Raw genomic sequence first — 19646 nt, 5'->3', positions numbered from 1 at the left:
GGCTGTCGACTCGGTGTGACGCAGTAGCGACATGCTCCACCGTCAATCGAAAAGCGACTCAACGCCAATAGGCAGCCCCGCGCCGGAGCTAATGCGTGGTCCCATCGGGTGGTGAAAAGCTAATAATCACCCATTGGACTGTATGAAAAGCTGCATCGATGTTTGGGGCTCGTCGATCCACTCGTTTGCTGACTGTGTCTCATGGTGACGGGGCGTTCGCTGGTGCTGGTGGCGCCGGCGTGGAGCACTCGAACTTGCCGGAGTCCGAAGCGAGTTGGGAGGTGCTTGACCCTGACTCGGCCCCTGGTCGGACCGTCGCCCCGGCCTCCGGCCCCACGATCCGCGCAGAAAGTCGGGGCGTCCGACGGTTCCGGCTGGAAATCCGGTCATAAATGAGTTGTCCGCCGGGGTGGCTTCCTGCTGTACTCCCGGCATCAGTCGACCGGCCATCGGTCAATCGAGACCCAGGAGACGATCATGCGCGGAACTCCCATGTTCATTCAGACGGAAATTGCCACCGATCTCGAGGACATGAAGCTTCGTGTACATGCTGAACCTGGGAATTCTGGCGCATGTCGACGCCGGTAAGACAAGCCTGACCGAGCGGCTGCTCCACGCCGCCGGGGTCATCGACGAGATCGGCAGCGTCGACGACGGGAACACCCAGACCGATTCCCTCGCACTCGAACGACAGCGCGGCATTACGATCAAATCGGCCGTCGTCTCGTTTCCGGTCGACGGCATCACGGTCAATCTGATCGACACACCCGGTCACCCGGACTTCATTGCCGAGGTGGAGCGGGTATTGAGCGTGCTCGACGGCGCGGTGCTGGTCGTCTCCGCCGTGGAGGGCGTGCAGGCGCAGACCCGCGTGCTGATGCGGACCCTGCAACGGCTGCGCATTCCCACGCTCATCTTCGTGAACAAGATCGACCGTGGCGGTGCGCAGTACGCGTCCGTTCTGCGGACCGTCTCCGAGAAGCTGAGCCGGGACGTGGTCGCGATGGGTTCGGCCGACGGGCTGGGGACGCGGAGCGCCCGCTGCACGCCGTACACGGACTCCGACCCCGGCTTCACCTCCCGGCTGACCGAGCTGCTCGCCGACCGCGACGAGGCTCTCCTTGCCGCGTACGTCGACGGCGGCGCGCCGCTCCCGTACAGCACGCTCCGCAGCGCGCTGGTCGCGCAGACCGGGCAGGCGCTCGTCCATCCGGTCTTCTTCGGCTCGGCCATCACCGGGACGGGTGTGGACGCGCTGATCGGCGGGATCAAGGAGCTGCTGCCCGCGGCCGAGGGCGACGTCGACGGGCCGGTCTCGGGCACCGTGTTCAAGGTCGAGCGCGGTTCGAGCGGCGAGAAGATCGCGTACGTCCGGATGTTCTCGGGAACGGTGCGGACCCGCGACCGGCTGCCGTTCGGCCGGGACGGCGGACGCGGTGACAGTGACGCGCCGGACGAGCGAGGCGGGCGCGACGACGGCAAGGTCACCGCCATCAGCGTCTTCGACCAGGGCTCCACCGTCCGTGCCGCGTCGGTCCGTGCGGGGCAGATCGGGAAGCTCTGGGGGCTCGGCGACATCCGGATCGGTGATTCGGTCGGCGTGCCGGGCACCGCCACGACCGGTCACTTCTTCGCCCCGCCGACGCTCGAATCGGTCGTCGTTCCCCGCGCTCCGGCCGGCCGGGGTGAACTCCATCTCGCACTCGCCCAGCTCGCCGAACAGGACCCGCTGATCAATCTGCGTCAGGACGACATCCGGAAGGAAGTGTCCGTATCGCTCTACGGCGAGGTGCAGAAGGAAGTCATTCAGGCGACGCTGGCCGACGAATTCGGGATCGACGTCACCTTCCGGGAGACCACCACCATCTGTGTGGAACGGCCGATCGGCACCGGATCCGCTTTCGAGGCCGGGGACACGGAGCGCAACCCTTTCCTGGCGACCATCGGGCTGCGTGTCGATCCCGCTCCGATCGGCAGCGGAGTGGAATACCGACTGGAGGTGGAGCTCGGATCCATGCCGTTCTCATTGATGAGGGCGGTCGAGGAAACGGTCCGTTCGGCGCTGCGCCAGGGAATTCATGGCTGGCAGGTCACCGATTGCATTGTCACGATGACGCATTCCGGCTACTGGCCCCGGCAGAGTCATTCGCATGCCGTATTCGACAAATCCATGTCGAGCACGGCCGGGGATTTCCGCAATCTGACACCGCTGATCCTGATGGCCGCGTTGCAACAGGCCGGCACCACGGTGTACGAGCCGATGCACCGGTTCCGGCTGGAGCTTCCGGCGGACACGCTCGGCCCGGCCCTGCCCGTGCTCGCCCGCCTGCGTGCCGTGCCGCGGACCCCGGCGGTGCAGGGTGCGTCGTGCGTGCTGCAGGGTGAGATTCCGGCGGCTCGGGTCCATGAGCTGCACCAACAGCTTCCGGCGCTCACGCGCGGCGAAGGCGTCCTGGAGACGGCCTTCGACTCGTACCGGGCGGTGGTCGGTACGGTCCCGGACCGTCCGCGTACCGACCACAACCCGCTCAACCGCAAGGAGTACCTGCTGCACACGGTGCGCAGGATCGCCGGGCAGGGGGACCCCCGGTAGCCGGCGCCGGGGCGGGGGGATCCGAGTCCGGCGTACCTGCGGACCTGCGCGGCTCCCCTTCCGTCCCGATGTAGGGCACCCTTGGCTGCCGCCCGCCACCGCCCGCAGGGAGCCAGTGCACCGTTGTCCACAGCTGAGATCGCACACGAGCAGGACCATCTCGACATGCTCCACGCGCGCGTGGAAGCCCTCCGCGACCATGCCCGGCACCAGCTGACCGGCGTCCTCCGGGAGACCGGCGGGACCCGGCAGGGGCGGCTGGAGCGCGAGGCATCCGCCGCCCGATACGCCGGGCAGGTCGCGCGGTACGACGCCGCCGAGAACGGGCTCTGCTTCGGGCGGCTCGATCTGCGGGACGGCGATCGGCACTACATCGGGCGCGTCGGACTGCCTGCCGAGTGCGCCGACGACGATCCGCTGCTGCTGGACTGGCGCGCACCCGCCGCCCGCCCCTTCTACGTCGCCACGCCCGCCGCCCCGCACGGCGTCCGCAAGCGCCGCCACATCACCACCCGCGGGAACCGGGTCGTGCGGCTCGACGACGAGGTGCTCGACCGCGACGGGGTGCCGGTCGGCGAGCTGACCGGCGAGGCCGCGCTGCTCGCCTCGCTCGACGCCGGGCGCACCGGCCGCATGCACGACATCGTTGCCACGCTCCAGGCCGAGCAGGACGCGATCATCCGCTCCGACCATCGAGGGGTCCTGGTGGTGCAGGGCGGCCCCGGCACGGGCAAGACCGCGGTCGCGCTCCACCGGGCCGCGTATCTCCTCTACACGCACCGGCAACTGGCCTCCCGGGGCGTGCTGGTCGTCGGACCGAACCCCACCTTCATCGGGTACATCGGCCAGGTGCTGCCCGGTCTCGGCGAGAACAGCGTGCTGCTGTCCACCGTCGGCGAGCTGTTCCCGGGCGTCCGCGCCGACCGGACCGAACCGCCGGAGACCGCCGAGCTCAAGGGGCGTACGGAGATGGCGGCCGTGATCGCGGCGGCGGTCCGGGACCGGCAGGTGCCGGCGGGCACCGGGCTGGAGGTCGAGTTCGACGGCGATGTCGTCCGCCTCGACCACGAGGAGTGCGTACGCGCCGCCGACGCCGCCCGCGCAACCAGGCTGCCGCACAACAGGGCCGCCCCCGTCTTCCGGCGTGAGATCGTCGCCGCGCTGTCCCGGCGGTCCGTCGAGGACATCCGCCACCTCGCCGACCGGCTGGAGGCGGACATCGCCGAGGTGCTCGCCGAGGCCGATCTCGACCGTGCCGTACGCGCCGACCTGGACGCCCTGCCGGGGCTGCTCGGCGAGGACGACTCGGCCGCTGCCCAGGAACGGACCGAGGCGCAGGACATCGCCGACGTACGGCGGATGCTCGCCACCGATGCCGACGTGCGGGCCGCGCTCGACGCCCTGTGGCCGCCGCTCACCGCACAGCAGTTGCTGACCGACCTGTACGGCGACCGCGCGCGGCTTGCTTCGGCAGCACATGAACTGACCGATGCGGAAAGGGAGTTGCTGTACCGGACGACGGGGGACGGCTGGACCGCCGCCGACGTGCCGCTGCTCGACGAGGCCGCTGAACTGCTCGGTCAGGACAACCGTGCGGCCGAGGCCGCCGCCGCAGCCGAGCGGGCGGAGGGTGTCGCGTACGCGCAGGGCGTCCTCGACCTTGCGGCAGGCGACGGTGAGGACGAGGAGAGTCTGACGGGCATGCTCGATGCCGAGACGCTCGCCGACCGTCACGAGGAACGCATGGTCCGGACCGTCGCCGAACGCGCCTTCGCCGACCGGGACTGGGTCTTCGGGCACATCATCGTCGACGAGGCGCAGGAGCTCTCCCAGATGGCCTGGCGGCTGCTGATGCGGCGCTGCCCGACCCGCTCCATGACCCTGGTCGGCGACGTCGCACAGACCGGCGACGCGGCGGGTGCCAGTTCGTGGGCGTCCGCGCTCGCCCCGCACGTCGGCGACCGGTGGCGGCAGGTGTCCCTCACCGTCAACTACCGCACCCCCGCCGAGATCATGGCATCCACCACGGAGGTTCTCGCGGCGCTCGGCCCGGGGCTCCAGCTGCCGCGCTCGGTACGGGAGACGGGGGTGGAGCCGTGGCGCATGCGCACCGAGCCCGGTCTGCTGGCCCCCACCCTCGCCGACCGGGCGGCGAAGGAGGCCGCCGCGCTGGAGGACGGCCGGCTCGCGGTACTCGTCCCTGACACCCGCCGTGACGAACTGGGTGCCGCGGTCGCCGAGTCGGTCCCGGGTGCGGTGTACGGGGAGGAGCCCGACCTGGAGAGCAGGGTGGTGGTGCTGGGGGTACGCCAGGCGAAGGGCCTGGAGTTCGACGCGGTGCTCATCGCCGATCCGACGGAGATCCTGGCCCGGTCGACACGCGGTCTGAACGACCTGTACGTGGCACTGACCCGGGCGACACAACGCCTCGGGATCATCCATGGGGGCCCGGCCCCCGCGGTGCTGGAGGGGACGGTCACGGAACTCGCCTGAGGGTGGGCGACACAGCCCGCAGAAGGATCGAGGGCCGGAGCCTTCAGGGGATCGCGAGCCGGACCCGTTCGGTCACGACCGCCAGGTCCTCCTCGATCGCGGCCGCCGCCGCCGTGAGCGCGGGCAGTACCGCTTGCCGCACGTCGTCCAGGGTGCCCCGGCTGGCGTGGGTGGAGACGTTCACGGCGGCGACCACCCGGCCGGTGCGGTCGTGCACCGGCACCGCGATCGACCGCAGACCCTCCTCCAGTTCCTGGTCGACCAGGGCGTGACCGTCCCGTCGCGCCTGCGCCACGGCCTCGGCGAGATCGGCGGCGTCGACCCGGGTGAACGGTGTCAGCGGCTGCACCGAGGCGCGGGCCACCCGCTCGGCCGCCTCCTGCTCGGGCAGGCCGGCAAGCAGCACCCGGCCCATGGAGGTGGCGTACGCCGGGAAGCGGGTGCCGACCGTGATGTTGACACTCATGATGCGTACGGTGTGCACCCGGGCGACGTACATGATGTCGTCGTCGGCCAGCACCGCGACGGACGCCGAGTCGTGCACCTGCTCCACCAGCCGGGCCAGATGGGGCTGCGCGATCTCTGCGAAGGTCAGCCGGGAGAGCCGGGCATAGCCCAGTTCCAGCACCGTGGGCAGCAGCGTGAAACGGCGTCCCTCACCGGCAGGGGCCGCGTACCCCAACTGCTGGAGGGAGAGCAGCGCCCGGCGGGCGGTGGCGCGGGCCAGGCCGGTGGCCTCCGCAGCGCCGGACAGGGTGAGCCCACCGGGCGCTGATCCCAGGGCGGTGAGCACGGCCAGCCCCCGGGTCAGCGACTGCAGGAATTCCGGACCCAGCTCCGCCTTGGCGGTGCGCGAGGTGTCCGGGCCGCCGGGCGCGGGCGGCGTGGCCGCCGGTGCGGGCGAAGCCAGTGCCGCCTCCATCCGCGCCCCGTACTCCCGCAGCCGGGGCAGGGCGTGCTCGGCCAGCGACCGGGCGCTGTGCCTGCTGGTGTGACTCACCACGCTGAGCGCGCACACCGTGCTGCCGCCGGGGGCGTGCACGGGGACCGCGACGGCGACCAGACCGGGCTCGATCAGCTGGTCGTCGGCGACCCAGCCGGCACTACGGGCGTCGGCCACCCGCTGCCGGAAGACCGACTCCACCTCGTCGGGGGCCGGTGGCGCCGAGCGGGGCGGAACGGCGGGGAAGCCGGCGTCACCCGGGTCGTCGCGCAGCCGGGTCCGCCAGGCAGCCTGCTGCTCGGGGCTCCAGTCGGCGGCGAAGAGGGCGCCCGGGGCGCACCGCTCGGCGGGCAGCAGGTCGCCGATCTGGAAGGCCAGCGCCATGGTGCGCCGTCGGGTGGACTGGCTGATGAACCGCACCCCGGCGCCGTCCGGCACGGCGAGGGAGACCGACTCGTCCAGCTCGTCGGCCAGCGCGACGGCGAGCGGTTCCAGGGCGTCGGGGAGACCGCAGCACGTGAGGTAGGCATTGCCCAGCTCCATCAGGCGCGGCGCGAGCAAGACGTCGCGGTCGTCCTCGATGCGCAGATATCCCAGGTGGGTGAGGGTGGTGACGATGCGGTCGACGGTGGAGCGTGCCAGGCCGGTGGCGCGGACCAGATCGCCGGGGCGCATCCGCGGTCCGGGGTGCGCGGCCAGGGCGCGCAGCACGGCCAGACCGCGCTCCAGCGGTCCGACCGGCTCGCCGCCGGGCGCTGCGGCGTCCGCCTCGGATGCGGTCGCGGCATGCGGCATGCGGTCCTCCTCGTCGAGCCTCCGGGGTGTGCGGAAACCGTACCCGTCGGACCCTGCGGCCGCGCGGGGCGGCCGGGCCCTGCGCACCCGCTCCACCTGCGCCGACGGGGTGTCCGGCGCACGCCCCGGGCAACGCCTGGGGTGCGCGGCACTCTTCGGCCCCGCACCGCCGCTGCCTCAGCAGGAGCTCAACCGATGTGCAGGCCCGCGTAGTTCTCGGCGAGCTCCGCGGCCGCGTGCCGGGACGACGACACGCGGTCCAGCTGGGAGACCTGGAGCCGGGTCTCGAATGCGCTCTGACCCGGGTCGGTGTGCAGGGTCGTCGTCATGAAGTACGAGAAGTGCTCCGCGCGCCACACCCGGCGCAGACAGGTGTCCGAGTACTCGTCGAGCAGCTCGGCGGAGCCGCTGTCCTTCAGATGGGCAAAGGCCCGGGCGAGCACGACGACGTCGGAGACCGCGAGGTTGAGCCCCTTGGCACCGGTGGGCGGCACGATGTGTGCGGCGTCGCCGGCCAGGAAGATCCGGCCCCAGCGCATGGGCTCGGTGACGAAGCTGCGCATCGGCAGCACGGCCTTGGAGGTGATCGGGCCGCGTTCGAGCCGCCAGTCGCCGTCGGTCGCGAAACGGGCGTCGAGTTCGTCCCATATCCGGTCGTCCGGCCAGTCGGCCGGGTCGGTGTCGTTCGGGACCTGCAGATAGAGCCGGCTGACCGTGGTGGAGCGCATGCTGTGCAGGGCGAAGCCGCGCGGCGAGTGGGCGTAGATCAGCTCGTCGCAGGACGGCGGGACATCGGCCAGGATGCCGAACCACGAGTAGGGGTAGACCCGCTCGAAAGTGCTCATGACGCTGTCCGGGACCGCCCTGCGGGTCACACCGTGGAACCCGTCGCAGCCCACGACGTAGTCGCACCCGAGAGTCCTGTCCTGGCCCTGGTGGGTGTAGTGGATGACGGGCTGGTCCGTGTCGGCTCCGACGACCTCATTCACCTGGGCCTCGAACAACAGCGGGGCGCCGTCCGCCACCTGAAGGGCGATCAGGTCCTTGACGACCTCGGTCTGGGCGTACACCCACACCTTGCGGCCGCCGGTGAGCGACGGGAAGTCGATGCGCTGTGCCCGGCGGTTCCAGCGCAGCTCGATGCCGTTGTGGACCAGCCCCTCGCGGTCCAGTCGCTCACCCGCACCGGACTCCCGCAGCACGTCGACCGTGCTCTGTTCGAGGATGCCTGCGCGCTGGCGCTGCTCGACGTAGGTGCGGTCCCGGCTCTCCAGAACGACGCAGTCGATGCCGGAGTTGTGCAGGAGCCGGGCGAGCAGCAGCCCCGCGGGGCCGCCGCCGATGATGCCGACGGTGGTGTGGTCCATGGCGGTCAGTTCTCCTCTTCGAGAATGCGGTTCGCGACGGCGAAAGCGGCGTTCGCCGCGGGAACGCCGCAGTAGACGGCCGACTGGAGCAGGACTTCCTGGATCTCCTCGGGGGTGAGACCGTTGCGCCGCGCGGCCCGCACATGCATGGCCAGTTCCTCGTGGTGGCCGTGGGCCACCAGCGCGGTGAGGGTGATGCAGCTCCGGGTTCTGCGGCTCAGTCCGGGCCGGGTCCAGATCTCGCCCCACGCGTAGCGGGTGATGAAGTCCTGGAAACCGGCGGTGAAGTCGGTGGTGCGGGTGATCGCCCGGTCGACATGCTCGTCGCCGAGCACGGCGCGGCGCACGGCCATACCGGCGTCGTGCCGGGAGGCGTCGTCGGCAGGCGGTGCGGCATCGGCCGCGAAGTGTCCCAGCAGTGCGGCCAGTACGGGCACCGGACGCTCGATGTTGGCGAGGTGCGCGGCGTGCGCCACCTCGGTCAGGGCCGCGCCGGGGATGCCGTCGGCCAGCTCGCGGGCGTGCGCGACGGGCGTCGCCAGGTCCTCGCGGCCCGCAACGACCAGGGTCGGCGCGGTGATACGAGGCAGCTCGGCGCGCAGGTCGAGGCCTGCGAGTGCGTCGCAGAGCCCGGCGTAGGCCCCGGGATCGGCCGCGGACAGGTCGTCGACCATCGCCCGGGCGGCCGGGGAGGCCGCGAAGGACGGGGTGAACCAGCGGGCGGGGGCGGTTTCCGCGACCGGGCCGGTGCCCTCGGCGCGCACCAGCGCCGCGCGGTCGGACCAGCCCTCCGGCCGGCCGAAGCGGGCCGAGGAGCAGAGGATCGCGAGTGAGGTGACCCGCTCGGGGTGGTGTACCGCGAGCCAGGTGCCGACCGCGCCGCCGAGCGAGATGCCGGCGTAGCCGAACTCCTCGATGCCGAGCGCGTCGGCGAGGCCGAGGACCAGCTGCCCGAGGTCGGCGACGGTGCCGCTGTCGGGCAGCAGGCCCGCCGGGGAGCCGCCGTGGCCGGGCAGGTCCCAGCGCACCACTCGGTGGGTCCGGGCCAGCGACGGGGTCTGGGGGTCCCAGACGGCCAGCGAGGTACCGAGCGAAGGGCCCAGGATCAGCGGCGGGGCGGAGTCCCGGCCGTCCACGCGGTGGTGCAGCAGACGCTGCGCGGGGGCAGAAGTGCTCATGCGGTCTCCTCGTGCTCGTGGTGCGGGGCCGCCCGGCGGGCGGTGGTCGCGGACGGCTCGCGGCCGCCGGTCGGCGCGGTGGGGCGGGGGGCTGCCCGTCGCCGTCGATGTCCGACGCTGCGTCAGATCGGGTCCTGGGCAACGCCGGTGCGGCGCAGGGCGCGGTCCACGAGGGCGCCCGCGGAACCCGCGTACCGCGTCGGGTCGGTCAGTTCGCGCAGCCGGTCCTGCCGGAGGGCGCCGGCGATGCCGGGCTCCTCCCGGAGGGACTCGTCGAGTTCCATGCCCTGCTCGACGGCGCGGCGGGAGGCCCGGGACAGTGCCTGCCCGGCCTCGTCGCGGCCGATCAGGGCCGCCAGCATCGCGGCGAGCCGCTCGCTGATGATCAGGCCGCCGGTGGCGTCGAGGTTGTCCCGCATCCGGTGCGGGTGGACGCGCAGGCCTTCGGCCAGTTCGGCGGCGTCGCGGGCGGCTCCGCCGACCAGGCGGAGGGCCTGGCGCAGGGGCTGCCACTCGGCGTGCCAGGCGCCGGCCGGGCGCTCGTCCTCGGCGGCGAGCCCGGCGTAGAGCACGGACGCGAGGGCGGGGACCTGTCGGGCCGCGGCGGCGATCAGCGTGGCGCGGACCGGGTTGGCCTTGTGCGGCATGGCGGAGGAGCCGCCGCCGCTGCCCTCGCCGAGTTCGCCGATCTCCGTACGGGACAGCAGCAGGACGTCCGCCGCGAGTTTGCCGAGTGCCCCGGCGGTGAAGGCGAGGGCGCCGGCCAGGTCGGCGACGGGGGTGCGCAGGGTGTGCCAGGGCAGCGCGGGCTCGGCCAGCCCGGTCTCGGCGGCATAGCCGGCGAGCAGCCGCAGGCCCAGGTCCGGGCCGGGATCCGCGTCGGCGGTCGAGCCGTCGGCCTCGGCGAAGGCGTGAAAGGCCGCCAGGGTGCCGGCCGCTCCGCCGAGTTGTGCGGGCAGCGCTGCCCGGACGGCCGCGAGGCGTTCGTGGGCGTCGAGCACCAGTGAGCGCCAGCCGGCGGCCTTGAGGCCGAAGGTGGTGGGCACGGCGTGCTGGGTGAGCGTGCGTCCGGCGATCGGTGTGTCGCGGTGCTCGGCGGCGAGCCGCGCCAGGGCGTCGGCCGCGCGTCCGAGGTCGGCGAGGACGGGTTCCAGGGCGCGGGCGGTGACCAGCATGACGGCCGTGTCCAGGATGTCCTGGCTGGTGGCGCCGCGGTGCACATGGGCGGCGGCCTGCCGGTCGTGCTCGGCGACGGCGGCGGTCAGGTCGGCGACGAGCGGGATGACGGGGTTGCCGCCGGAGCGGGCACGCAACGCGAGATCCCGGACGTCGTAGCGGGCGGTCTCGGCGGCCGCCGCCGTGACGGCCCGCGCCGCCGAGGCGGGGGCGAGGCCCAGCGCGGCCTGCGCACGGGTCAGAGCGGCTTCGGCATCCAGCATCGCGCGGACGTACGCGGCGTCGCCGGTGGCGGCCTCGACCGGTGACCCGGCCTGCCCCGGGGAGAGCAGGCCGAGGTCCTCGGCGGGGTCAGTCGAAGGCAAGGAAGACCGTCTCCTCGTGCTCACCGTCACCCTGCAGCCGGATGTCGAAGCGGTGCAGTCGGTCTCCGTGCGTGACGGCGAGGAGCGTGGCACGGCGCTTGGGGTCCAGGCCGGCCAGCAGCGGGTCGGCCGCGGTGTCGGTCAGGCCGGGCAGGTAGATCCGGGTGTGCAGATGGTGCAGCAGACCACGGGCGAAGACGATCACCGAGAGGTAGGGGACGCCGCCGGGCGGCAGCGTGCGCAGCTCGTAGTGGCCGTCGGCGTCGGTCCCGACGCGGCCGAAGCCGGTGAAGCCGACGTCGCCCCGGCCGATGACCTCTCCGGTGACGGGGTCGCGGCGCAGCGAGCCGGGCGCGCCGCGGCGTGAGCCGTCGGGTGCGGGCTGCCAGATCTCGATGAGGGCGTCGGGGACGGGAGCCCCGCCGCCGTCGTAGACATAGCCGTGGACGGTGAGGGCGTCGGGGTGTCCGACGGGGGCGATCTCGCCGCCCTTGGCGAACGGCAGCGCGTAGCCGTAGAACGGGCCCACGGTCTGCGACGGGGTGGTGGACATCAGCGGCCCTCCTCGATCCAGGTGGCGGCCGGACCGTCGAGGACGATGTCCCAGCGGTAGCCGAGCGACCATTCGGGGGTGGACAGGTCGTGGTCGTACGTCGCGACGAGCCGCCGGCGCGCGGAGTCGTCGGTGACGGACTGGAGGATGGGGTCGTAGGCGAAGAGCGGGTCCCCCGGAAAGTACATCTGGGTGATCAGACGCTGGGTGAAGGCGTTGCCGAAGAGCGAGAAGTGGATGTGGGCGGGACGCCAGGCGTTGACGTGATTGCGCCAGGGGTAGGCGCCCGGCTTGACGGTGACGAACTCGTACGCGCCCTGATCGTCGGTGAGACAGCGCCCCACGCCGGTGAAGTTGGGGTCGAGTGGGGCGGGGTGGTCGTCGCGCTGGTGGGCGTAGCGGCCCGAGGCGTTGGCCTGCCAGACCTCGACCAGTTGGCCGCGCACCGGGCGGCCGTCGCGGTCCAGCACCCGGCCGGTGACCCTGATCCGCTCGCCGAGCGGCTGGCCCTGGTGCCGGCGGGTCAGGTCGTGGTCGAGGGCGGTGACATCGGTGACGCCGAAGACCGGGCCGGAGAGCTCCACGGCCTCGGGGTCGTGCAGGGCGACCAGCGGCTTGCCGGGGTGGCGCAGCACGCTGCTGCGGTAAGGGGCGTAACCGCGGTCGGGATGGCTCCTCCCGGGAGCGCCGGCGGCCACGGCCTTGGCGTAGGCCTCGCGCTGCTCGGCCATCTCCTCGGAGATCCGACCTTGGGTCAGAGGGGTGGTCATACGGGGGTTTCCTACCTTTCCAGGACCAGGGCGAGGCCCTGTCCGACGCCGACGCACAGGGCGGCGAGGCCGGTTCCGGAGCCCGCGGCGGCGAGCTGGTGGGCGACGGCTCCGGCGATACGGGCACCGGAGGCGCCGAGCGGGTGGCCGATGGCGATGGCTCCGCCGCGCGGGTTGACGACCGCGGGGTCGAGGCCGGGCCATTCGGCCAGGCAGCCCAGGGACTGGGCAGCGAAGGCCTCGTTGAGTTCGAACGTGGTCAGGTCGCCGAAGCCGCGGCCGGCCGCGGTAAGGGCCTTACTGACGGCCCCGACGGGACCGAGGCCGAAGTACTGCGGCTCCACGGCGGTGACGGCCGAGGCACGGACGCGTGCCAGCGGCTCACGGCCGGTGGCCTTCAGGCCTTCCTCGTCCACGAGCAGCAGCGCGGCGGCACCGTCGTTGAGCGGAGAGGCGTTGCCGGCGGTGACCGTGCCGTCCGGGCGGAAGACGGGCTTCAGCCCGGCCAGCGACTGTGGCGAGGTGTTGTCCCGAATGGTCTCGTCGCGGGTGAGGCCGACACCCTCGACGGGCACGACCTCGCCGTCGTACAGGCCGTTCTTCCAGGCGCGGGCGGCCTTCTCATGGCTTGCCACGGCGAAGGCGTCCTGCTGCTCGCGGGTGATGCCGTACCGGTCGGCGATCAGTTCGGCGCCCTCGCCGAGCGGGACGGTCCACTGCGGCTCCAGGCGCTTGTTGACCATGCGCCAGCCGATCGTGGTGGAGAACAGCTCCTGGTTGCCGGCCGGGAAGGCACGCGAGGGTTTGGGCAGCACCCAGGGGGCGCGGCTCATCGACTCCACGCCGCCCGCGACGGCGACGGAGGCGTCGCCGACCGCGATGGCGCGGGCGGCCTGGACGACGGCTTCGAGGCCGGAGGCGCACAACCGGTTGACGGTGCTGCCGGGGACGGTGACGGGCAGTCCGGCGAGCAGCACGGCCATCCGGGCGACGTTGCGGTTCTCCTCGCCGGCGCCGTTGGCATTGCCGAAGAGGACGTCGTCGATCCGAGCCGGGTCGAGGTCCGGTGTACGGGTCAGCAGGGACCGCAGCACTCCGGCAGCGAGGTCGTCGGGGCGCACCCCGGACAGGGCGCCCCCGTACTTGCCGACCGGGGTGCGGACGGCGTCGACGATGTAGACATCGCGCAGCTGACGGGTCATCGCGCGTTCCCTTCGACGGTCGCGGCGATCCGGACCGGGGCGGCGGTCAGGCGCTGGATCTCCTCGGCGGTGACGCCCGGGGCACTCTCCACCAGGACGAGGCCGTCGTCGGTGACGTCCAGGACACCGAGGTCGGTGATGATGCGGTCGACGCAGGTCCGGCCGGTGAGCGGCAGCGTGCACTTCTCGACGATCTTCGGGCTGCCGTCCTTGGCGGTGTGAGTCATCGTCACGATGACCCGCCGGGCCCCGTGCACCAGGTCCATGGCCCCGCCGATGCCGGTGACCAACTTGCCGGGAACGGCCCAGTTGGCGAGGTCGCCACGGGCGGAGACCTGCATGGCGCCCAGCACGGCGGTGTCGATGTGGCGGCCGCGAATCATCCCGAAGGAGAGCGCCGAGTCGAAGAAGGAGGCGCCGGGCAGGACGGTGACGGTCTCCTTGCCGGCGTTGATCAGGTCCGGGTCGACCTCGTCCTCGCGGGGGAACGGGCCGGTGCCGAGGATGCCGTTCTCCGACTCCAGGACGACCTGGACGCCGTCGGGGAGGTGGTTGGGGATCAGTGTGGGCAGCCCGATGCCGAGGTTCACGTACTCACCGTCGCCCAGCTCGCGGGCCGCGCGGGCGGCCATCTCGTCTCGCGTCCAGGCCATCAGGCCGGCACCTCCCTGGTCGTGCGCTTCTCGATCTTCTTGTCCACGGCCTCTTCGGGAGTGAGCGCCACCACCCGCTGGACGAAGATGCCCGGCAGATGGACCTGGTCCGGGTCGATCTCGCCCGGCTCGACCAGCTCCTCGACCTCGGCGATCGTGATCCGGCCCGCCATGGCTGCCAGGGGATTGAAGTTGCGGGACGACTTGTTGAAGACGAGGTTGCCGTGGCGGTCCCCCCTGGCGGCCCGGACCAGTGCGAAATCGGTGGTGATACCCCGCTCCAGCACGTACTCGTCACCGTCGAACTCGCGCGTCTCCTTGCGCGGCGATGCCACCGAGACCCCGCCCGCGCCGTCGTAGCGCCAAGGCAGTCCGCCGTCGGCGACCTGCGTGCCGACGCCGGCCGGCGTGAAGAAGGCGGGGATGCCGCAACCGCCGGCGCGCAGCCGCTCGGCCAGGGTGCCCTGGGGGATGAGCTCGACCTCCAGCTCACCGGCGAGGTACTGCCGGGCGAACTCCTTGTTCGCGCCGATGTAGCTGCCCGTGACCCGGGCGATCCGGCCCGCCGAGAGCAGGACCGCGAGACCGGAGTCCATCGCGCCGCAGTTGTTGGAGACCACGCCCAGTCCGCCGACTCCGGTGTCGTACACCGCCTGGATCAGCGTGTTCGGTACGCCGCTGAGGCCGAAGCCACCGACCGCGAACGACGCACCGTCGTGGACATCTGCCACGGCCTGTGCGGCCGAGGCGACCACCTTGTCCATGCGCCCGCCTATCCATCGTGTTCGCCAGATGAACTTAAGTTCAGATTGTTCCCTGATTCTGATCCCCCGGCACCCGGTTCGTCAACGTTTCGGGGTGGCAGGGTTTCCGGGCGCACTCGCCGCATCAAACGGACGCGCCCGCGGAACGCCCGGCGTCGTCCGGGGTTCCGCGGGCGCGTCCGATCACGTCACTCGCGGGGCGGGGTGGGGCGGGGCGTCAGCCGGTCGCACCGGCCGGCGCCGAGGTCTGCTGCGCGGCCGGCCCACGCCGGGCGCGGCGGGCCGGCGGCACCAGGCAGATCGCGGCCGCGCCCAGCACGGCGGTGGTGGCGAAGGTGGTGAATCCGAGGCCGGCGCTGCCGCCCTCGATGACGGCGCACGGCGGCCTGCGTGCGGCCCGTCGTCCGGGCCCTGCTCACCGCAGTCGGGACGGCCCGGTCCGCCGCCGCACTCTACGGCTAGTTCAGCAACGCCCTCGCCGCGCGTGCCCGTCCTCTGATCGCCTCCGCAGCTGTCGGCTCCACCACCCCGACCAACTCCGCGTACTCCTCCATCTCAGCCGCCCCGCGAAGGAACTCCCCGCTCTGTACGAGCAGTTGAGCCCGCTCGTAGCGCAGCCTCGCCGGATGGGACGGCAGCAGCAGCGACAGTTCCACCGCCCAGAGCGCCACCCGCGTGCTCTCCGGGCGGACCGCCGCCCACGCCCTGATGTTGTTCAGGATCCGCAGCACGATCTCCAGCGGGCGGGCCGGCACCAGCATCGACGATTCCAGCGGCGCTCCGGTCGCCCCCGTCACCAGCAGCTCCGCGTCCTGCCCGGTCATGGGCCGACCGCCGGCGAACGGGTCGGCCAGCACCCGTTCGGCCGGATCACCGAACCCGACGACAAAATGACCCGGCAGCGCCACCCCGTACACCGGGGCGCCCGCCCGCCGAGCCACCTCGATCCACACCACCGACAGCAGGATCGGCAGTCCGCGCCGGCGCCGCAGCACGTGGTGCAGCAGTGACGACTCCAGCCGCTGGTAGTCCGCCGAGGAGCCCGCGAACCCGCACCGCTCACCGAGCAGCTCGGCCAGCGCCGAGGCCCAGGCATGCCCGCCCCGTACCCCGTACGGAAGCAGGCCCGCCAGCCGGTCCAGCTCGATCTGCGCCGCGTCGATCCCGTCCGTGTCCAGAGCCGGGTCGGCCTCCGCGGCCAGCAGCAGGCAGAGCAGTGCCAGGTCCGGCCGCTCGGCGCGCGCCTTCTCGGCGAACTGCCGTCGGAGCTCGTCCCGCCCGGAGCCCGACGGGTTCTCGGGGTCCGGCGGATCCGGCGGGTTCGGGGGGTTCGGCGGGTTCATGGCGGACACGTATGTACCTTCCCCGGTTACGCCGACCGGAAGTGGTGATAGAGGTGATGCGTCTCGAACCCCATCCGGTCGTAGAGCGCACGCGCACCCTCGTTGTCCTCCTCCACCTGCAGCCAGGCCGCCGACGCGCCCTCGTCCAGAGCCTGGCGGGCCAGGGCGGTCATCACGGCGGTGGCGAGACCCCGGCGACGGTACGCGGCACCGACCTCGACGGCCATGAAGCCTGCCCAGCGCCCGTCCACCACACACCGCCCGATCGCCGCGGGCGCCTCGCCCTGCGCGTCACCCGGCACGGTCGCGAACCACACCGAGGGCCCGCTGCCCAGCACCTCCAGCACGTGAGGGCCGGGGGTGTCGAACCGCTGGTAGCGCGTGAGCCACCCCTCGTCGATCTCCCGGCTCAGCCGCACCGGCGCGATGTCCGCGTCCAGATCGCCGATCGGGGCCAGCGCCGCGATCCGTACCTGCGCCGTCACCTCGCGCCGCCACCCGTGGCGCTCCAGCTCCGCGCACAGCTCCTCCTGCGTGCCCTCGGCGCCGGTTGCGGTCTGGATGTACGCGGGCAGGCCCCGGTCGTCGTACCACTGCTTCACCCGTGCGAGCGCCTCGTCGAGCGGGAGCCCCGGGTCACCGAGCGGCAGTACGGAGTTGGCGCGCCGGGTGAAGCCGGCCGCGGAGCGCAGCTGCCAGTCGCCGAGCGGTTCGCTCTCCACGGGCTGCCAGGCGCGGGCGTAGACGGGGGCGAGCTCCGCGAACGTGGCCGCCGGACCCCGGCGCCGGGCCGGTGCGGACGGTACGACCTTGCCCGCCACCAGCGACGATTCCGAGATATGGACGGACTCACCGCTCTTCGGTGTGATCGACAGCACACCGGCGTCCCACGATGTGAGAACACCTACCGTGTCGGTGAACTTCGACCCCGCCGCGTCGCCCTTGGAGCGGCGTCGCACTGATACCCGTTTGCCCACGTCAGCTGGTGTAATTCGGACCTCAAGCCGTCCGCCGATGGTGAATTCCACAGCTCTGTCCGCCCCTCCTGTTCGGTTCGTGCCCAGGAACGGAGATACTAGGGGTGGGCATCGACGACGCCGCGCTCCCGCGCGAGAGCCAACGCCCTACCGAGGAGGAACGACAGCGTGACCTACGTCATCGCGCAGCCTTGTGTCGACGTAAAGGACAAGGCCTGCATCGAAGAGTGCCCCGTCGACTGCATCTACGAGGGCCAGCGGTCCTTGTACATCCACCCGGACGAATGCGTCGACTGTGGAGCCTGTGAGCCGGTATGCCCGGTCGAGGCGATCTTCTACGAGGACGACACCCCGGAGGAGTGGAAGGACTACTACAAGGCGAACGTCGAGTTCTTCGACGACCTCGGGTCGCCCGGTGGTGCCTCCAAGCTGGGCCTGATCGAGCGCGACCACGCGTTCATCGCAGCACTGCCGCCGCAGAACCAGTAAGCGGCGACCGGCACGTGCGCCGCCTCGGTCCCGTACGGCTCGTCACCGTGCGGGGCCGAGGTGTTTTCCGGCCCGGGCCACCGGCAGTCCCCGAACCACCCGAAACACCCGCATCGCCCTCGTAACCCTCGTACGAGAAAGCAGAGATCCGTGTCCGCAGCAGTCTCCTCCCGCCTCCCGGTCTTCCCCTGGGACAAGCTCGCGCCCTACAAGTCGACCGCTGCGGCCCACCCGGACGGCATCGTCGACCTGTCCGTCGGCACCCCCGTCGACCCCGTGCCCGATCTGATCCAGCAGGCGCTCGTCGCCGCCGCGGACAGCCCGGGCTATCCGACGGTGTGGGGAACGGCCGAACTCCGTGACGCCCTCACCGGCTGGGTGGAACGGCGCCTCGGCGCGATCTCCGTGGCGCACGAGAACGTGCTGCCGGTCGTCGGCTCCAAGGAGCTCGTGGCCTGGCTGCCGACCCAGCTCGGCCTCGGCGCGGGCGACAAGGTGGCGTACCCGCGGCTCGCCTACCCGACGTACGAGGTGGGCGCCCGGCTCTGCGGCGCCGAGCCCGTCGTCTACGACGACCCGACCGAGCTCGACCCGGCCGGCCTCAGGCTGCTCTGGCTCAATTCACCGTCCAACCCGACCGGCCGCGTCCTGTCCAAGGACGAGCTGACCCGGATCGTCGCCTGGGCGCGCGAGCACGATGTGCTGGTCTTCAGCGACGAGTGCTACTTGGAGCTGGGCTGGGAGGCCGAACCGGTCTCCGTGCTCCACCCCGACGTCTGCGGCGGTAGGTACGAGGGCATCGTCGCCGTCCACTCGCTCTCCAAGCGTTCCAACCTCGCCGGATACCGCGCGGCCTTCATCGCGGGTGACGCGGCCGTCCTCGGCGAGCTGCTGCTGATCCGCAAGCACGGCGGAATGATGACGCCCGCCCCGGTCCAGGCGGCCACCGTCGCGGCGCTCGGAGACGACACGCACGTCGCCGAGCAGCGGACCCGGTACGCGGACCGGCGCGCGGCACTGCGGGCGGCGCTGGAGGCCCACGGCTTCCGGATCGAGCACAGCGAGGCGAGCCTCTACCTGTGGGCGACGCGCGACGAACCGTGCTGGGAGACCGTGGCGTACCTCGCGGAGCTCGGCATCCTGGTGGCGCCGGGCGACTTCTACGGACCCGCGGGCGACCGCTTCGTACGCGTGGCGTTCACGGCGACGGACGAGCGCGTCGAGGCAGCGGTCAAGCGGCTCTCCTGAACCGGACGACAGGACCGGCACCGTGTGATCTGCACCGCATGATGCGCACTGCATGATCTGAACGACACGCGAGCGGGCCTCGGGAGTGCGCACCCCGGGGCCCTCTCGCATGTGCCGTGCCGGCGGGATCAGCCGATCGGCAGGCCCTGGGTGGGCAGCCCGTGGGTGGGCAGGCTCTGGGTGGGCAGCCCGTGGGTGGGCAGCCCGTGGGTGGGCAGGCCGCCGCCGACGAGGCTGTCCGTGGGCAGACCGCCCTTGGCCGCGCCACCGGTGGCCCCACCGACCAGTTCACCGGCGCTGCCCGCGGCCTCACCGGCGGCCCTCTGTGCGGTGGGGGCGACCGTGCCGCCCGTCTTGGCGACGATCTTGCCCGCGGCCGGAAGGGTCGTCCCGGCGATCTTTCCACCGGTGGCGCCCGTGGCCTTGGTGCCCTGCTGGGAAGCGCCGTCGACGGCCTTGCCGAGGCCTGCGCCGTCGACCGTGGTCAGACCGCCGAGCTCGGGGGTCTGCGGGAGCTCCGCGGCACCTGCGGCACCGGCCGCACCGACCACGGGGGCTGCGCCCGCCGCGATCAGCAGCGCGGCACGGGCGATCCGACGGGTCAGGGGGAGGGACATGATGCTCCTTCGGCGGTGTGGATTCTGTCTGTCCGTTGACCGGACGCAGTGACAACCGTCGTGGGGGAGGGAGAGGTTGCGGTGTGCCGAGGTAAAGAGTCGGTAATGCGTCACATAATC

Annotated in this window: 16 protein-coding genes; 4 read left to right on the top strand and 12 right to left on the bottom strand. The window is 72.2% G+C overall.

Going from position 1 to position 19646, the window contains the following annotated elements; genetic code table 11:
* The first annotated feature begins 541 nt into the window (after positions 1–541).
* A complete protein-coding gene (locus tag ACWCP8_RS01000) occupies positions 542–2593 on the top strand; it encodes a GTP-binding protein (RefSeq protein ID WP_451113849.1) in 2052 nt (683 codons plus the stop codon).
* Between the two features lie 123 nt (positions 2594–2716).
* Positions 2717–5086: a HelD family protein gene (locus ACWCP8_RS00995; RefSeq protein ID WP_451113848.1), complete on the top strand. Its 2370-nt coding sequence runs from the start codon at positions 2717–2719 to the stop codon at positions 5084–5086.
* 43 nt (positions 5087–5129) lie between these two features.
* On the opposite strand, the gene ACWCP8_RS00990 is transcribed toward ACWCP8_RS00995, so the two are convergent.
* The 11 genes from ACWCP8_RS00990 to ACWCP8_RS00940 all read right to left on the bottom strand — a co-directional run bounded on the left by ACWCP8_RS00990 (position 5130) and on the right by ACWCP8_RS00940 (position 17223).
* On the bottom strand, positions 5130–6824 hold the full coding sequence (locus ACWCP8_RS00990) for an IclR family transcriptional regulator domain-containing protein (RefSeq protein ID WP_352266308.1): 1695 nt from the start codon (positions 6822–6824) through the stop codon (positions 5130–5132).
* 188 nt (positions 6825–7012) lie between these two features.
* Positions 7013–8191 (bottom strand): 4-hydroxybenzoate 3-monooxygenase, encoded by a 1179-nt coding sequence (locus tag ACWCP8_RS00985; RefSeq protein WP_352266309.1) that lies wholly within the window; start codon positions 8189–8191, stop codon positions 7013–7015.
* A gap of 5 nt (positions 8192–8196) precedes the next feature.
* Complete coding sequence (gene pcaDC, locus ACWCP8_RS00980; RefSeq protein ID WP_355994969.1) at positions 8197–9369, bottom strand: bifunctional 3-oxoadipate enol-lactonase/4-carboxymuconolactone decarboxylase PcaDC; 1173 nt, start codon at positions 9367–9369, stop codon at positions 8197–8199.
* A 122-nt stretch (positions 9370–9491) separates the two neighbouring features.
* Positions 9492–10910 carry a 3-carboxy-cis,cis-muconate cycloisomerase gene (gene pcaB / locus ACWCP8_RS00975; protein ID WP_451113847.1) on the bottom strand — a complete coding sequence of 473 codons (1419 nt, stop codon included), beginning with the start codon at positions 10908–10910 and terminating at the stop codon, positions 9492–9494.
* Positions 10897–11463, bottom strand: coding sequence for a protocatechuate 3,4-dioxygenase subunit alpha (pcaG, locus tag ACWCP8_RS00970; protein WP_451113846.1), 567 nt, complete (start codon positions 11461–11463; stop codon positions 10897–10899). Before pcaG ends, pcaB begins: the two co-directional genes overlap by 14 nt.
* Entirely contained in the window at positions 11463–12233 is a 771-nt protein-coding gene (gene pcaH / locus ACWCP8_RS00965; RefSeq protein ID WP_451113845.1) for a protocatechuate 3,4-dioxygenase subunit beta, read from the bottom strand. The genes pcaG and pcaH overlap by 1 nt, the downstream gene beginning before the upstream one ends.
* Before the next feature lie 11 nt (positions 12234–12244).
* Positions 12245–13435: a thiolase family protein gene (locus ACWCP8_RS00960; RefSeq protein WP_352266314.1), complete on the bottom strand. Its 1191-nt coding sequence runs from the start codon at positions 13433–13435 to the stop codon at positions 12245–12247.
* Positions 13432–14088 carry a CoA transferase subunit B gene (locus ACWCP8_RS00955; RefSeq protein WP_352266315.1) on the bottom strand — a complete coding sequence of 219 codons (657 nt, stop codon included), beginning with the start codon at positions 14086–14088 and terminating at the stop codon, positions 13432–13434. Before ACWCP8_RS00955 ends, ACWCP8_RS00960 begins: the two co-directional genes overlap by 4 nt.
* The gene (locus ACWCP8_RS00950; RefSeq protein ID WP_352266316.1) at positions 14088–14852 is read right to left on the bottom strand and encodes a CoA transferase subunit A; all 765 of its coding nucleotides are present in this window, start codon (positions 14850–14852) and stop codon (positions 14088–14090) included. Before ACWCP8_RS00950 ends, ACWCP8_RS00955 begins: the two co-directional genes overlap by 1 nt.
* A 458-nt stretch (positions 14853–15310) precedes the next feature.
* Positions 15311–16195: a transglutaminase family protein gene (locus ACWCP8_RS00945; protein WP_451114120.1), complete on the bottom strand. Its 885-nt coding sequence runs from the start codon at positions 16193–16195 to the stop codon at positions 15311–15313.
* Between the two features lie 26 nt (positions 16196–16221).
* The gene (locus ACWCP8_RS00940) at positions 16222–17223 is read right to left on the bottom strand and encodes a GNAT family N-acetyltransferase (protein WP_352266317.1); all 1002 of its coding nucleotides are present in this window, start codon (positions 17221–17223) and stop codon (positions 16222–16224) included.
* Between the two features lie 117 nt (positions 17224–17340).
* Here ACWCP8_RS00940 and fdxA point away from each other — a divergent pair, with 117 nt between their 5' ends.
* The gene (gene fdxA, locus ACWCP8_RS00935) at positions 17341–17661 is read left to right on the top strand and encodes a ferredoxin (RefSeq protein WP_018956287.1); all 321 of its coding nucleotides are present in this window, start codon (positions 17341–17343) and stop codon (positions 17659–17661) included.
* A 150-nt stretch (positions 17662–17811) separates the two neighbouring features.
* Positions 17812–18909, top strand: a complete 1098-nt coding sequence (gene dapC, locus ACWCP8_RS00930) for a succinyldiaminopimelate transaminase (RefSeq protein ID WP_267002208.1) — start codon at positions 17812–17814, stop codon at positions 18907–18909.
* A 128-nt stretch (positions 18910–19037) separates the two neighbouring features.
* Here dapC and ACWCP8_RS00925 read toward each other — a convergent pair whose 3' ends face one another.
* Entirely contained in the window at positions 19038–19526 is a 489-nt protein-coding gene (locus tag ACWCP8_RS00925) for an ATP-binding protein (protein WP_451113844.1), read from the bottom strand.
* Between the last annotated feature and the right edge of the window lie 120 nt (positions 19527–19646).

It is taken from the genome of Streptomyces sp. NPDC002206, from assembly GCF_053593595.1.
The sequence above is the reverse complement of the archived record's forward strand: the minus strand, read 5'-3'. Positions and strand labels throughout refer to the sequence as shown.